Genomic DNA, 14,901 nt, shown 5'->3' on the forward strand with positions numbered 1-14,901 from the left:
ACCCCTTCTCCGTTGCGCGGAGGGGCGCCGCGGCGCCCCTCCGGCACTATCAAAAGAACCCGAGGGCCTTGGTCGAATAGCTGACCAGGACGTTCTTGGTCTGCTGGTAGTGGTCGAGCATCATCTTGTGCGTCTCGCGCCCGATGCCGGATTGCTTGTAGCCGCCGAAGGCCGCGTGGGCCGGATAGGCGTGGTAGCAGTTGGTCCAGACTCGCCCGGCCTGGATGGCCCGGCCGAAGCGATAGGCGCGGTTGCCGTTGCGCGTCCAGATTCCGGCGCCGAGCCCGTAGAGGGTCTCGTTGGCGATCCGGAGCGCATCCTCGTCGTCCTTGAACGTCGCAACCGAGACGACCGGTCCGAAGATCTCCTCCTGGAAGACGCGCATCCGGTTGTGACCGGCGAAGATGGTCGGCTCGACGTAGTAGCCGTCCTTGAGTTCGCCCTCGAGGATCGCCCGCTTGCCGCCCGTCAGCACCTCCGCGCCCTCCTGCCTGCCGATGTCGAGATAGGACAGGATCTTCTCGAGCTGGTCGTTCGAGGCCTGCGCACCGATCATCGTCGAAGGATCGAGCGGATGGCCCTGCTTGATTTTCTTCGTGCGGGCGACGGCCCGCTCCATGAAGCGGTCGTAGATGGATTCGTGCACGAGGGCCCGGCTCGGACAGGTGCAGACCTCGCCCTGGTTGAGCGCAAACATCGCGAAGCCTTCCAGCGCCTTGTCGAAGAACTCGTCGTCGGCCTCGGCGACGTCGGCGAAGAAGATGTTGGGCGACTTGCCGCCGAGCTCCAGCGTCACCGGGATGATGTTCTCGGAGGCGTATTGCATGATCAGGCGACCGGTCGTCGTCTCGCCCGTGAAGGCGATCTTGGCGATCCGCTTGTTCTGGGCGAGCGGCTTGCCCGCCTCGACGCCGAAGCCGTTGACCACGTTGATGACGCCGGCCGGCAGGATATCGGCGATCAGTTCCATCACCACGAGGATGCCGAGCGGGGTCTGCTCGGCCGGCTTCAGCACCACGCAATTGCCGGCCGCGAGGGCAGGCGCGAGCTTCCACGTCGCCATCAGGATCGGGAAGTTCCAGGGGATGATCTGCCCGACGACGCCGAGCGGCTCGTGGTAGTGATAGGCGACCGTGTCGGCGTCGATCTCGGAGATGCCGCCCTCCTGCGCCCGCACGACGCCCGAGAAGTAGCGCCAGTGGTCGACGACCAGCGGCATGTCGGCATGCGTCGTCTCGCGGATGGCTTTGCCGTTGTCGAGCGTCTCGACGAGGGCGAGGAGATCGAGGTTCGCCTCGAGCTTGTCGGCGATCCTGGCCAGGATCCGCGAGCGCTCCTGAACGGATGTCCTGCCCCAGGCGTCCTTGGCCTTGTGGGCCGCGTCGAGCGCCAGTTCGATGTCCTTGGCCGAGGACCGCGGCACCTCGCACAGGGTCTGTCCGGTGATCGGCGAGGGATTGTCGAAGTAGCGCCCGTCGGCGGGTGCGACCCACTGACCGCCGATGAAGTTGTCGTAGCGCTTGCGGATCAGGACGTTGGCAGAGATTTTCTCGATGGCCTGCTGATACATCGCGGTCTCCTCCCGGCACGGTCGGCGATGCATCGCTGCCCGCCCGTCGTTCGACTCCGCGCCTTCGACGGACGTTATATCTCAGGAGATACATCGTCCATCGGAATGAAAGCGGCGGGAGAAGGCTGCCCCGACCTGCCGGATCGCACGCTCGGGATCAGGGTCGGCAGCCGGTGAAACCGAGCCGCCGCGCGATCGGGAGCACACGGTCCCGCGTCAGCGGAGCCAGCGGGAGACCGGCCGCCTCGGCCGGATCGACCCAGACGGCGCCGTCGATCTCGGCGGCGGTGCGGATCGGACCCGAGACGCCGACCGCGAAGAGCTCGGCCTCGACATCGTGGCCCGGTTCGTTGGCTGCGACCGCCCGATGCCGCCCGAGATAGATGTGCCCCTCGGCTTCGACATCGATCAGGAGCTCCTCGAACAATTCCCGCGAGAGCGCCTCGCCGGCCGATTCGCCCGGTTCGATCTTGCCACCGGGTTGCATGAAGGCTTCCGTGCCGCGCTTCCGCACCAGGAGCATCCGGCGCTCGGGGTTCGTGATCAGGGCGGCGGCGATCCGGACCACAGGTCTCCGTTCGGTCCCCGTCACCGCGCCGCACCCTGAACGGCAACCGGTGATCCCGCGCGTTCGGGGAAGGTCCTGAACATGGCTGCGGCGACGCTTCCCTGCGGCAGGTCCGAGAGGGAGGCACCGGCCATCCCGGTCGGCGCGACCAGGGGGCCGGCGCCGTCGGTTCTGACCGCCTCCGCCCGGACCTCCGACGATCCTGTCGCCGGGAAGGCCGACACCGTCGCAAAAGCGGTCCGGACCAGTCTCGCCACCGACAGGTGCGCACACGCACGAAAACTCATGGACGTTCCCGAACTCGGGTTGAGCCGCTATAGTGCGCCCAATACAACCGACGCCGCGCGTCGCCCGTCAAGCTCGCGCCGGCAGCGGCTCCCATCCAAGCTCGCGCCGGCATGGGACCGCCTGCGGCCGGCCACAGCCAGATCGAGCGATGAGGGTCCGATGTTCCAGTGCATTGGTTACGCCGCCACGGATGCCGAGGCTCGGCTCGCCCCTTTCACCTTCGAGCGCCGGGATCCCGGTCCGAACGACGTCGAGATCGAGATCCTGTTCTGCGGCGTCTGCCACTCCGACCTGCACCAGGTCCGCAACGAATGGCAGAACACGCTCTATCCCTGCGTGCCCGGCCACGAGATCGTCGGGCGGGTGACCCGGGTCGGGTCCGCCGTGACGACCTTCAAGGCGGGCGACCTCGCGGGCGTCGGCTGCATGGTCGATTCCTGCCGCGAATGCGACAGCTGCCGCGAGGGCCTCGAGCAATATTGCGTGCCGGGCTTCACCCTCACCTACAACAGCCCGGACAAGGCGGGGGCGGGTCACACCTTCGGCGGCTATTCGAGCCACGTCGTGGTCGACCGGCACTTCGTGCTGCGCATCCCGGACAATCTCGACCTCGCGGCCGCGGCGCCGCTTCTGTGCGCCGGGATCACCACCTATTCGCCGCTCCGGCACTGGAAGGTCGGGCCGGGCCAGAAGGTCGGCATCGCCGGGCTCGGCGGCCTCGGCCATATGGGCGTCAAGCTTGCCCACGCGATGGGCGCGCGGGTCGTCGTGCTGACCACGTCGGCCAGCAAGGAGGCCGATGCCCGCCGTCTCGGCGCCGACGAGATCCTGGTGATGCGCAACCCTGAGGCCGTCGCGAAGCATGCCGAGAGCTTCGACTTCATCCTCGACACGATCGCGGCCGAGCACGACATCAACGTGTATCTGGGACTGCTGCGCCGGGACGCCACGCTGGTGCAGGTCGGCGCGCCCGAGAAGCCGCTCGCGCTCAACGTCTTCAGCCTCCTCTTGCGGCGCCGGAACTTCGCCGGCTCGATCATCGGCGGCATCGCCGAGACGCAGGAAATGCTCGATTTCTGCGGCGCCCACGGGATCACGGCGGATATCGAGATGATCCGCATGGACGAGATCGAGGCGGCCTATCAGCGTATGGCGAAGAGCGACGTGAAGTACCGCTTCGTCATCGACATGGCGACGCTGCAGCGGCCGACCTGATCCGGCTTGGCGAGGGCGGGGGCCGAAAGGCTCCTGCCGGCCTCCTCCCCGAACGTCACTCTTCCTCGGAAAAGGCGCGCAGAGCCCGCGGATCGATGACGGAGACGGCGCGATAGCCTGTCCCCTTGGCCAGCCAGCCGGAGGCGGCAAAGCGCTGCAGCGCCGCATTCACCTGCTTGCGGGACGCGTTCGCCATGATTCCCAGCTCGGTCTGCGAGAGCGGAATGGCCTGGGTGGGGACGCCAGCGAGACGATGCACCACGGCGGCGATGCGCTTGTCGGCATCGCGCTTCTGCAGATCGTGGATGACGCGGATAAGGACGTCCACACCCAGCACGGTGATCGTTCCGAAGGCCTTGGCGGCGCGCACATCATTCCCCGCCAGCCGCTCCATCTCCGCCAGCGGCAAATGCATCATCTGGACGGGTGAAAGGGCCCTGAGTTCGCCGCGTCGCGGCTGCCCCGTCATGAAGCTCCCCTCGCCGGTCCAGGCGCCCTGAAGGCCAAGATGGATCAGCTGCGGGACGGCATCGGGAGGCGCGGAATTGACGGTCAAAGCTCCGGAGACGAGCCCGTAGATGCCGCCGGGAGGATCGCCGAAACGGAACATCGCCTCGTTCGGTCCGAAACTCGCCAGGATGGAGCGGCGCAGCACCTCGTCGGCGAAGGTGGGCGGCACGAGCGCCAGCCAGCCGGTCGATCGCAGCATCGCGTCTGCCTCGGCGCGGTTCATCGTCAAGCCCATATCGCCCCCATTGTGTTCCGAAACGGACAAAACGCGCCGAGCGAAGCGCTAATCTGCTCGACAGGCAATGCGCAAGGGCGCCGTCGTTCGGGAAACGGACGACCGCGTCCCGAAACGGACGAGCGAGCATGGGCAGGACGACCACCTCTCCGCCGAGCCGGCGTCAGGCGCTTCTGGTCCTGGGCGGCATCGCGGCGGGGCTTTCCGCGACGTCTGCGGCAACCGCCCGGGCCGGTCTGTCGGGAGACCAGGCGCGGGAACTGGCGCGACAGGCCTATGTCTATGCCTATCCGCTGGTGAAGAACTATCTCAGCATCTACCAGTTTGCGATCGACGCAAAGGGTAGCCAGTACAAGGGTCCGCCCAACCAGGTGAACAATCTGGCGCGGGTCTTCACCCCCCAGGACACCGGGGTCATCACCCCGAATTCCGACACACCCTACTCCTTCCTGATCCTCGACCTGCGCCGCGAACCCCTCGTGGTGACGCTGCCCAAGATCGACGATGGGCGCTATTACTCGCTACAGATCGTCGATCTCTATACGAACAACGTCGACTATCTCGGCACCCGCAAGGACGGCAACGGCGGCGGCGATTTCCTGATCGCCGGGCCGGGATGGACCGGACCGGTGCCGGCGGGCATCCGGCGGATCGTGCGGCTGAGCACGGAGCTCGGCTATTCTCAGTTCCGCACGCAACTGTTCGAGCGGACGGACATCGACCGCGTGAAGGCGATCCAGGCCGGCTATCGCGCCGTGCCGCTGAGCGCCTTCACAGGGACGCAGGCGCCGCCGGAGCCGGCGGCCATCGACTACCCGGCGATCAGCGAGGCGAGCTTCGACGAGAGGTTCTGGCGTTATGCCAACCTGCTGCTCGGGTTCTGCCCGGTGCTCGAGGGCGAGCGAGCGCTGCGGGATGATTTCGCCCGGCTCGGGATCGGCGGCGGGCTCCCCTGGCCGCCGAAGGACGCCGTGCCGGAGACGGTGACAAAGATCGGGGAGGGAGCCCGGCAGGGCCACGAGGAGATCGCCTCCGCGCTCAGCAAGGTGACGAGTTCGGCCGGACTGTTCGGCTCGCCCGAAGAGATGGCCGGGAAATATCTCCAGCGCGCGGTCGGAGCCATGGGCGGCATTTATGGCAACACGATCGAGGAGACGCTCTATCCCTCCTACATGGTCGACGAGGCCGGTGCGCCGCTGGATACCGCGAAGACGAACTATACGCTGACCTTCGCGCCGGGCGCGCTGCCGCCGGTCGACGCCTTCTGGTCGGTGACGATGTACCACGCCGATACGCAGTTCCTCGTCGAGAACCCGCTGCGGCGCTATCTGATCAACTCCGCGATGCTGGCCGGACTGAAACGCGATCCGGGCGGCGGCATCACGCTCCATCTCCAGCACGCCTCGCCCGGACCGGAGCGCGAGGCCAACTGGCTGCCGGCGCCCGACGGGCCGATGAACGTGGTGATGCGCCTTTATCTGCCGCGAGCCGAAGCGCTGTCGGGGGCATGGAAGGCGCCGCCGGTCGTGGCGAGCGGCCCGGCGAAACGCTGAATTCCTGGAAGGGGACCGCAATGAGGATCACGATAGCCGCCGCGGCATTCGCTTGCGTCGTCGGGCTCGTCACCGGTGCGTCGGCGCAGCAGGCCGACCGCACGGCACCGTTCCGCACGGGCGAGTTGCGCCCGGTGACGCCCGATAATTTCGCCCGCGCCGAAACCGATCTCTACTTCGCCAACGTCGCGGCCAATGGCGGTTTTGGCCGCTTCGACCATACGCGCGAGCCGGCCCCCCTCGACAAGCAGACGGTGATCCGCCTCAACCGCGACACGCTGTATTCGGCCGCCGTGTTCGATCTCGATGCCGGGCCGGTGACGATCAGGCTGCCGGAGGCGGGCAAGCGCTTCGTCTCCATGCAGGTCATCGATCAGGACCAATATACCTACGGCGTCCATTACGACCCGGGAACCTACACCCTGACCCGCGAGAAGGTCGGCACGCGCTATGTCGTCGTGGCGGTGCGCATCCTCGTCGATCCCGCCAACGTCGAGGATATGCGCGAGGCGCATCGGCTCCAGGACGCAATCGGCACCACGCAGGACCGTGCAGGTGAGTTCAAGGTCCCGAACTGGGACCCGGCCAGCCAGAACAAGGTGCGCGGCGCGCTGCTCGTGCTCGCCTCCACTCTCCCGGATACCAACCGGATGTACGGCCGCAAGGACGAGGTCGATCCGGTTCGGTTCCTGATCGGCGCCGCACAGGGCTGGGGCGCCAATCCGCCGAAGGAAGCGCTCTATCTCAACATCGTGCCGGAGAAGAACGACGGGAAGACCGTCCATCTCCTGACGGTGAAGGACGTACCGGTCGACGGCTTCTGGTCGGTCACGGTCTATAACGAGAAGGGCTATTTCGAGCCGAACCCGCTCGGCGCCTATTCGCTGAACGACGTCACCGGCCGCAAGGAGGCCGACGGTTCGCTGAAGATCCAGTTCGGCGGCTGCGACGGCAGGATCGCCAACTGTCTGCCCATCATGGCCGGCTGGAACTACATGGTCCGCCTTTACCGCCCGCGGGCCGAAATCCTGGACGGGACGTGGCGCTTCCCAGACGCGAAGGCCGTGTCGCCGGTCCAGTGATCGGACGCCGACCGAACTCGACATCGACGGGGCCATGAAGTCGCTGATGCAGGCCATGAGATGATGTGCGGCAGCGGCAACGCCGGCGGGCGTCCGTCCGCCTTTCCGCCACCGATTTGTCCCAAGTCGGACAAAACAGGCCTGACGAACGGTTAAGCTGGCCTCGTGGGGCATCGCCCGGAGGGGTGAAGGCCGGCAGCTTGGCCTCGACCGGCCGGTTCGTCGGCCAACAGGTCAAGCCGGATTACGGGGGCCGCGGGCACGAGACGGGCCTCAATCTCTGAATGCAATCAAAGCGACGAGGTGCTGATGCCCGGCTGATCAGTCGCCAGCCGATCGCGAAACGAGGCGAGGACGGGGTGCGAAGATGAGACGCTGTTTGGGAGTGCTGAGCGGATTCGTGCTTGTCGCGGCAGCGAGTGCTGCGAACGCAGACGACACGGACGATCTGTCGAAAAAGCTGCAGAATCCGGTAGCGGACCTGATCAGCGTTCCGATCCAAGGCAATTTCGACTGGCAGGGAGGCGACGGGCGGGGTCGCGCTGCGACGATCAACGTGCAGCCCGTGGTGCCGGTCAAGCTGAACGAGGACTGGAACCTGATCGTCCGCACCATTATGCCCTTGTCGTACCGGCATCATTACGGACCCGACCGCGTCTTTGGCCTCGGCGATATCACGCAGAGCTTCTTCTTTTCGCCGCGCCACCCGAGCGGGCTGACATGGGGTGCAGGACCCGTCTTCCTCTGGCCGACAGCGACGGACGAGATCCTGGGCGGAGGCAAATGGGGCGCCGGTCTGACAGGCGTGGCGCTCGTCCAGTCCGGCGCATGGACGGTCGGAGCGCTCGCGAACCATATCTGGTCCTATGCCGGCCCCAGCGGGCGGGAGGATGTGAGCGCGACGTTCCTCCAGCCCTTCGTTTCATACAACTTCGGCAAGGGCTTCAGCGTGACGCTGAATAGCGAGGCGAGTTACGACTGGGTCCGAGAGCAATGGACGGTTCCGATTAATTTGGGAGCGGCGCAGGTGTTCAAGATCGGCGATCAGGCGATGAGCGCGAGCGTCGGGATCCGATACTATGCCGTGCGCCCGGACAGCGCGCCGCGCTGGGGCCTCCGCGCGGCGGTCACCTTCCTGTTTCCGACCTGAACGGCCTACCACCCCCGAAGACGAGTTTCTGAAAGGGGAACGGCAGCGCTCGCCGCGAGGAAGGCCAAGGCGGCAAGCGAGACAACTTCGAGACGATCCCCTGGCCATCGTCTCGGTGTCGTCCTTCGATGCGTTCGCGCAGGAGACCCACGGTCCCGGCGCTCGGCAGCAGCGTGATCGTCACCGGCGGATGCAGGTCCTGGGACGCCTCGAGCCACGCCCGAGACGCTGCCGATTTTGGCGACGTCGAAGACGTACCCAACGCGATCCAGGTTCGAGAACCTCGAACTATGATTGCTCCGGCAGCGGCATTGTCGAGGACAAGCTGGCACCATAACTGCCGTCGGCGCGGGTCAAGCAATCGGGCGCGCAAAAGGGCAGGTCGAAGAGGTCGCCATGAAGAAGATCGGGTTCCTGTCGTTCGGGCACTGGTCGCCCTCGCCGCGCTCGGGCACGCGCTCCGCCGGCGATGTGCTGTTGCAATCGATCGACCTCGCCGTCGCGGCCGAGCAGCTCGGCGTGGATGGCGCCTATTTCCGCGTGCATCATTTTGCGCGCCAGCTCGCCTCGCCCTTCCCCCTGCTGGCGGCCATCGGCGCCAGGACGAGCCGCATCGAGATCGGCACGGGCGTCATCGACATGCGCTACGAGAACCCGTTCTACATGGCCGAGGATGCCGGGGCGGCCGATCTCATCGCCGGCGGCCGGCTTCAGCTCGGCATCAGCCGCGGCTCGCCCGAGCAGGTGATCGAGGGCTGGCGGTATTTCGGCTACAGCCCGCAGGACGGCGAGAGCGACGCCGACATGGGGCGCCGCCACGCGAACACCTTCCTCGAGCTCCTGAAGGGGGATGGCTTCGCGAGGCCGCATCCGCAACCGATGTTCCCGAACCCGCCCGGCCTCCTTCGCATCGAGCCGCATTCGGAGGGGCTGCGCGAGCGCATCTGGTGGGGCTCGGCCTCGAACGCCACGGCGATCTGGGCGGCGAAGCAGGGCATGAACCTGCAGAGCTCGACGCTGAAGGCCGACGAGAGCGGCGAGCCGTTCCACGTCCAGCAGGCGAAGCAGATCCGCGCCTACAAGGAGGCGTGGACGGAGGCCGGCCATGTGCGGACGCCGCGCGTCTCCGTCTCGCGATCGATCTTCGCGCTCGTGAACGACGAGGATCGGGCCTATTTCGGCCGCGGCGAAGACGATGATCAGGTCGGCGTCATCGACAACATGCGTGCCGTCTTCGGTCGCTCCTACGCGGCCGAGCCCGACACGCTTGCACGGCAGCTCGAGAAGGACGAGGCGATCCGGGAAGCCGACACGGTGCTTCTCACCGTGCCGAACCAGCTCGGCGTCGCCTACAACGTCCACGTCCTGGAGAGCATCCTGACGCATGTCGCGCCCGCCCTCGGCTGGCGCTGACCTACTCTCCGGCAGGGATGCTGGGGCGAGGGTGCGGACGGCGCCATCGCCTCGGATGGTCGAACCGTCAGCGCCTCGGCGTCGCGGCAGCGATTGGCTGTGGGGCGCCGCGCGGGACCGTCCCATACGCAAGTATTCGATGGATTTGCCATCGAACACTTGCCAGGAGCGGCCGACTGCGTAGCATTGTCGCAACGGGGGGAGAAAGATGCCGACCGACGGGCTGACGCACGGCGTAGCGGATGATGCCTGGATTCGCACGGTTCTGACGGCGTCGAGCGTCGGCACTTGGGATTGGGACATCGCGGCGGACCGCACCCGCGTCTGTCCGCTCACCGCTCACCTCTTCGGCTTCCTGCCGGATCAGGTCGAAAGAGGTCCCGCGCTCGCTGATTTCCTGCGAGCGATCCATGCCGAGGACCGAACCCCCTTCAACGCGACGGTCGCGGAGGTGCGACGGCGTGGCGGCCTGTTCGTGGCCGAATACCGGACCACCCCTCGGTCGGGGCCTCTCCGATGGGTGCTGGCCCGAGGCTGGTTCGAGGGGGGCGACACCGGCGCCGTGACGCGCGCCCGCGGGATCGTGATCGATGTCACCGATAGCCGGCTCGACGGATATGGCGGGGGCCGCGCGCTGTTCTCGGCGATCGACGAGTCCGCCTCACCGTTGGAGAGGTTCGCGGATACGGCCCTGACGGCTTGGCAGGGCTTGCAAGGACTGTCGGACGAAGACGACGCGAGCATCCGCCCGGCCCTTGCGGCTCTCCTTGAGACGGTCGGCCGTCGTCTCGCGATCTCCGGTTCGGAGACCACCATGCTCCGCGGCCGGAGGCCGTCGCTTCATTCCTGAGAATCGGGCCTGCCTCGGCCGGGTTGCGACAAGGCATCGATCAAGGCGCGGACGGCGGTCCGGTCGCGCTCGTCGAGGTTTTCGTACTGCACGGCGATCGTGAGCGCGCTCTCGCTGAGAGGCTCGTCGACTCCGTTGCCGGCGTCGGTGAAGAAGGTCGAGACCGGCACGTTCAGGGTGTCAGCGATCCGCTGAAGGCGGCTCGACGAGATCCGGTTGGCGCCCCTCTCGTATTTCTGGACCTGCTGGAACGTCACCCCGATCGCCTCGCCCAGCTTCGCCTGCGACAGACCTCTCGCTTCCCGTAACGCGCGGATTGCGCGGGCAATCGTCAGGTCGAGGCTGGCGGGGGATTTGGGAGAGCTCGGCATACGTCATCGCGTTGGACGAAAGAGAGCGGACCATAGGCGCATGCGGGCGTCGTCACGAGTGCAAATGTCAGTCTCCCCCGGTCCATATCATCGCACGCCCGGGGCCGGGATCCGTCATCGGCCGGATCGGCAGCACCTGCCCGCAACGGGGCGCGATCGATCGCCTCCGCGTGCCGATCCGGCCGGGCGAACCTGACGATTCCGATGATGGCGGGAGCCGACGGACGCGCGAAGACGCGCGTCCCCCTCGTCAGTACCGGGCAGGATCGAACGGCTCGGCCGGAACGAAAGGCGTCTCACCCGACATCCGTTCCGCCAGCAGGCGACCGCTGGCCGGCCCCAATGTGAAGCCTTGATGGCCGTGCCCGAAATGAAACCAGAGTCCGCGGTGCCGCGGGGCCTCGCCGATCACCGGGAGCATGTCGGGCATGCAGGGACGCGTGCCGAACCACGGCTGGTTCTCGTATGGCGCTTCGAGATCGAGGAGTTCGCCGGCGGCGCGCTCGGCTCGCGCGAGCTGGGTCAAGCTCGCGCCCGCATCGGGCACCGAGAACTCGGCTCCCGTCGTGATGCGCAACCCCTTGGCCATCGGCGCCATCACATAGCCATTGGCCGCATCCAGCAGCGGCAGGGACACGGTGCGGCGTCCGCGCCAATGGCGATGGTAGCCGCGCTTGCGGACCATCGGGAAGCGATAGCCCAACGGGCGAAGGAAGTCCGGTGACCACGGGCCAAGCGCGACCACCGCGGCCTCGGCCTCGATCGGCCCGGCTTCGCCGTGTACGATCCAGCCCGAACCTGCCTGCGTGAGCGTCTCCGCGCCGTCCCGCCGCACGGTTCCCCCTCGTCGGCGGAACAGGTCGGCATAGGCTGTCGTCAGCGCTCCCGGATCCGAGATCGACCAGGACGCCTCCCAATGGATCGCGCCTGCGCCGCATGACGTCAGCGCCGGCTCGGCTGCGCCGAGTTCCCCGGGGCTCATGATCTTGGACCGGACGCCATAAAGTGTTCGGAGCCGCTCGGCATTGGCGGCGGCCTTGTCCATGGCGCGCGTGTCGCGATGGAGAACGCGAAAGCCACCCGGGCGCGCCAGGGCTTCCGCGCCGGCAGCGGCGATCAACCTCTGATGCTCCGGAAGGGCGTGACGGATGATGCTCGCATAGGCTTGCGACACAGCGGCGTGTCGGCGCGGCGCGGAATACCACCAATAGCGCAGCAGCGGTCCGACGTGATGATGCAGCGCGCCCCATTCGAAGTGGACATCGTTGGTTCGCCCGATGGCGATATCAAGCAGCGAGCGCCAATCGCGCGGCATCGGATAAGGCTCGACCGCCTCCGCCTGGATGATGCCGCTGTTGCCGTAGCTCGTCTCCCGGCCGGGCTGCCCTCGGTCGATCAGGATCACGGACCATCCGCGCTCCTGCAGGTGGAGTGCGGCGCCGAGGCCTGCCATGCCTGCACCCAGGACGATCGCGCTGCGCATGAGGGCCTCCGGCCTGTTCAGTGACGGTCGACGCGCCGGCTTGGCGCCGACCGGATGGGTTCGATGTCGACGCTGGCATCAAGCAGCCGGGCGGCGTCCTCCCAATCGAGGCGTCCCCGCTCCGCGATGAGCACGAGGCGCGCTCCGCCCCTGTCCATCGGTCCGGTCTGTGCCGGGACGATGGTCGCCCGCGATCCGACCAGCTGGAACAGCATCGGCCGGCCGGGCTCGTGCGTGAAGGTGACGACGCCCTTGGCGCGCAGGAGGAAGGGAGCGAGCCTCGCGACGGCGGACTGGAAGGCGGCGAGGACCACCGGCCTCTCCGAACTCCAGCTCTGCGTCTCGAAGCGCTCGTCCGCCGCCTGAGGCATGGAGCCCTTCGACGGGGCGCGCACGCGAGGCTCGTTCTCCGAGAAGAAGCGGCGGGTGGGCGACAGGTGGTCGCCGGCATCGACGATGAGGTGCTGGGCCTTGAAGCGGGCGAGGACGGCGCGGAGGGCGGCGAGCCCGGCTTCATCCACGAGGTCGGTCTTCGCGAGAACGCAGATATCCGCCGACGCGACCTGCGAGCGCCAGAGCGGATCGTCGAACAGCGCCGGCCTGTCGGCAAGATGCCGCGCGTCGATCACGGTCACGGCGGTCTCGAGGGGCGTCGCCGCATAGACGACCGGATCGAGAAGCGAGCGGACGATCTCGGCCGGATCCGACGCACCGCTCGTCTCGATCACGATGGCGTCGGGTGGCGGCTGCCGGCGGATGAGGGTGGCGAGCGTGCGCATGAGATCGCCCTGGAGACTGCAGCAGATGCAGCCGTTCCGGAGGCTCACCACGCCGTCGCTGGACTGGCGAAGAAGGTCCGCGTCGATGTCGATCGCACCGAAATCATTGACCACGGCCGCGATCCGGCGGCCGTCCGGCCGGCGGAGCATCTCGTTCACCAGCGTCGTCTTGCCCGCGCCGAGAAACCCCGCGACCAGCACGACCGGGATCGTCACGAAGCCACCGGGCGGCGAACAGGGCGGCCGGGCCGGGCCTCTCGGACGAGGCCGCCATCCACGATGACCGTCTCCCCGCCGACGAAGAGATGGCGCACGCCCTCGGAGGGGCGGTTCGGATGTCGGAAATCGGCCCGGTCCGTGAGCGTGTCCCAATCGAAGCATACGATATCGGCGTCACAGCCGACGCGGAGACGACCCTTCCGGGCCATGGCCGGCGTGCTCGCCTCCATCAGCTGGGCCGGGATGAGGCAGCATTTGCGCAGCCCCTCCATCAGCGACAGCGTCTCCCGCTCCCGCACCCATTCGCGCAGGAAGCGCGTGAATGTCCCGCTCGATCGGGGATGCGAGATCGCGTCGTCCGGCAGGGGCCAGGCGTCTCCAGAATAGGTGGCCCCATCGGCGAGAAGCCAGGGCACCGCGTCCGACGCGATCGCGCCGCCCGGGAACAGGACGGAGACGTCGAGCAGGTTCCGGTGCCGGTCGTTCGCGGCGACGTCGAGAAAATGCCAGAGCACGAGCGAGCCGGGGTCCTCGGCCTGGGCGGCGAGGACCTCGCTCCGGTCGCCGAAGCGGCGACCCGAGGCGAGGCTCTCGATGGTCTCGTAGCCCCCGCCCGTGCGCTCGGGGAAGGCCGGGTCGGAGAAGAAGACCGCGCCGACCACCGTCGAGCCCGTCCCATAGGGATAGGCCTCGACGGACACCTTCAGCCCTTGCGCCTGGGCCGTCCGCACGAGTTCGGCCGCGCGTTCGACGTCCTGGAGGCTGGTCGAGTTGAAATGGCAGATGTGCATGTGCGCGCCGGTCGAGCCCGCGAGACCGATCAGCCGCGTATAGGCGTCGATGGAACTCATCGGATCGACGTTCGACATGTAGGCGATATGGGTGAAGGTCGGCACGCCGAAGGATGCGGCGAGGCTGCAGAGATCCGAGATCTCCTTCACGCCGGCGCCCGGCGCATAGGCATTCGGAAAGCCGATCCCGAGGCCGCCCTGGTCGAGGCCGGCCTTCACGCGCGCGACGATGTCGGCGCTCTCCGCCGCGCTCGCGACTTCGTCCGACCAGCGCTTGTCCTGCATCGCGCGGCCCATGCCGGCGATGCTCGACTCGGTCTGCTGGGAGGTCATCGCGGCGATGCGCGCGAAGACCCAGCCGGTCGAGGCCCCGTAATTCAGCACGCGGCCCGCATGGGCCTGCTCGTCGTACCAGCGTGCCACGGGCCAGACGCCGAGTTCGAGCTCCAGCGCCGTCGTCACGCCGTCGAAGGCCTGCATCCTGTCGGCGGGCAGGCATTGCCCATGCGCGTGCAGATCGACGAAGCCCGGCGCGACGACGAGGCCCGACGCATCGACCTCGACGAGCCCAGCCTCCGTAACCGTGCCCAGGCCGGCGATCCGCCCGTCCTTCACCGCGACGTCGGCCAAGCCATCGTGCCCGCTCTCCGGATCGATGACGCGGCCTCCGCGCAGAACGAGATCAAACATGAGCGACGAGCCCCTTGAGCGGATGTCCGATTGCACGGGCGGGACGGAGGACGTGTCGCTCCGAACCGGACGAGATGAGGGCTCTTCCTTGCAAGCCCCGCAAGATGTCGTCCAGATCAGCCGCTGTCAGGCAA

Annotated in this window: 13 protein-coding genes; 6 read left to right on the forward strand and 7 right to left on the reverse strand. The window is 67.5% G+C overall.

The genetic code is table 11. The features are described 5' to 3' along the window. Window positions 1-49 precede the first annotated feature (49 nt). Together adh and EV668_RS22115 are read right to left on the reverse strand one after the other, a co-directional pair. On the reverse strand, window positions 50-1,570 hold the full coding sequence (adh, locus tag EV668_RS22110) for an aldehyde dehydrogenase (protein WP_133774277.1): 1,521 nt from the start codon (window positions 1,568-1,570) through the stop codon (window positions 50-52). Between the two features lie 157 nt (window positions 1,571-1,727). Beyond that, a complete protein-coding gene (locus EV668_RS22115; RefSeq protein WP_208111607.1) occupies window positions 1,728-2,138 on the reverse strand; it encodes an NUDIX hydrolase in 411 nt (136 codons plus the stop codon). 447 nt (window positions 2,139-2,585) lie between these two features. Here EV668_RS22115 and EV668_RS22120 point away from each other — a divergent pair, with 447 nt between their 5' ends. Next, window positions 2,586-3,641 (forward strand): NAD(P)-dependent alcohol dehydrogenase, encoded by a 1,056-nt coding sequence (locus EV668_RS22120; RefSeq protein ID WP_133774279.1) that lies wholly within the window; start codon window positions 2,586-2,588, stop codon window positions 3,639-3,641. A gap of 55 nt (window positions 3,642-3,696) precedes the next feature. Here EV668_RS22120 and EV668_RS22125 read toward each other — a convergent pair whose 3' ends face one another. After that, the gene (locus tag EV668_RS22125; protein ID WP_425359651.1) at window positions 3,697-4,374 is read right to left on the reverse strand and encodes a Crp/Fnr family transcriptional regulator; all 678 of its coding nucleotides are present in this window, start codon (window positions 4,372-4,374) and stop codon (window positions 3,697-3,699) included. Between the two features lie 140 nt (window positions 4,375-4,514). Here EV668_RS22125 and EV668_RS22130 point away from each other — a divergent pair, with 140 nt between their 5' ends. From EV668_RS22130 to EV668_RS22150, 5 genes are all read left to right on the forward strand, one after another. After that, complete coding sequence (locus EV668_RS22130) at window positions 4,515-5,939, forward strand: DUF1254 domain-containing protein (protein WP_133774282.1); 1,425 nt, start codon at window positions 4,515-4,517, stop codon at window positions 5,937-5,939. 20 nt (window positions 5,940-5,959) lie between these two features. Continuing rightward, window positions 5,960-7,021 (forward strand): DUF1254 domain-containing protein, encoded by a 1,062-nt coding sequence (locus tag EV668_RS22135; protein ID WP_133774285.1) that lies wholly within the window; start codon window positions 5,960-5,962, stop codon window positions 7,019-7,021. Window positions 7,022-7,388: 367 nt separating this feature from the next. Continuing rightward, window positions 7,389-8,171 carry a hypothetical protein gene (locus EV668_RS22140; protein WP_133774286.1) on the forward strand — a complete coding sequence of 261 codons (783 nt, stop codon included), beginning with the start codon at window positions 7,389-7,391 and terminating at the stop codon, window positions 8,169-8,171. A gap of 396 nt (window positions 8,172-8,567) precedes the next feature. Continuing rightward, window positions 8,568-9,584 (forward strand): LLM class flavin-dependent oxidoreductase, encoded by a 1,017-nt coding sequence (locus EV668_RS22145; RefSeq protein ID WP_133774288.1) that lies wholly within the window; start codon window positions 8,568-8,570, stop codon window positions 9,582-9,584. A 208-nt stretch (window positions 9,585-9,792) separates the two neighbouring features. After that, window positions 9,793-10,434, forward strand: a complete 642-nt coding sequence (locus EV668_RS22150) for a PAS domain-containing protein (RefSeq protein ID WP_133774290.1) — start codon at window positions 9,793-9,795, stop codon at window positions 10,432-10,434. Here EV668_RS22150 and EV668_RS25680 read toward each other — a convergent pair. The 4 genes from EV668_RS25680 to EV668_RS22170 all read right to left on the reverse strand — a co-directional run bounded on the left by EV668_RS25680 (window position 10,425) and on the right by EV668_RS22170 (window position 14,767). Then, window positions 10,425-10,805, reverse strand: a complete 381-nt coding sequence (locus EV668_RS25680) for a helix-turn-helix domain-containing protein (RefSeq protein ID WP_133774292.1) — start codon at window positions 10,803-10,805, stop codon at window positions 10,425-10,427. The two genes, EV668_RS22150 and EV668_RS25680, sit on opposite strands and share 10 nt — an antisense overlap. A 250-nt stretch (window positions 10,806-11,055) precedes the next feature. Beyond that, complete coding sequence (locus EV668_RS22160; protein WP_133774294.1) at window positions 11,056-12,288, reverse strand: NAD(P)/FAD-dependent oxidoreductase; 1,233 nt, start codon at window positions 12,286-12,288, stop codon at window positions 11,056-11,058. A 17-nt stretch (window positions 12,289-12,305) separates the two neighbouring features. Beyond that, window positions 12,306-13,283 carry a CobW family GTP-binding protein gene (locus EV668_RS22165; RefSeq protein ID WP_133774296.1) on the reverse strand — a complete coding sequence of 326 codons (978 nt, stop codon included), beginning with the start codon at window positions 13,281-13,283 and terminating at the stop codon, window positions 12,306-12,308. Next, window positions 13,280-14,767 (reverse strand): amidohydrolase family protein, encoded by a 1,488-nt coding sequence (locus EV668_RS22170; protein WP_133774298.1) that lies wholly within the window; start codon window positions 14,765-14,767, stop codon window positions 13,280-13,282. The genes EV668_RS22165 and EV668_RS22170 overlap by 4 nt, the downstream gene beginning before the upstream one ends. Window positions 14,768-14,901: the final 134 nt, after the last annotated feature.

The organism is Enterovirga rhinocerotis (assembly GCF_004363955.1).
Lineage (GTDB): Bacteria > Pseudomonadota > Alphaproteobacteria > Rhizobiales > Beijerinckiaceae > Enterovirga > Enterovirga rhinocerotis.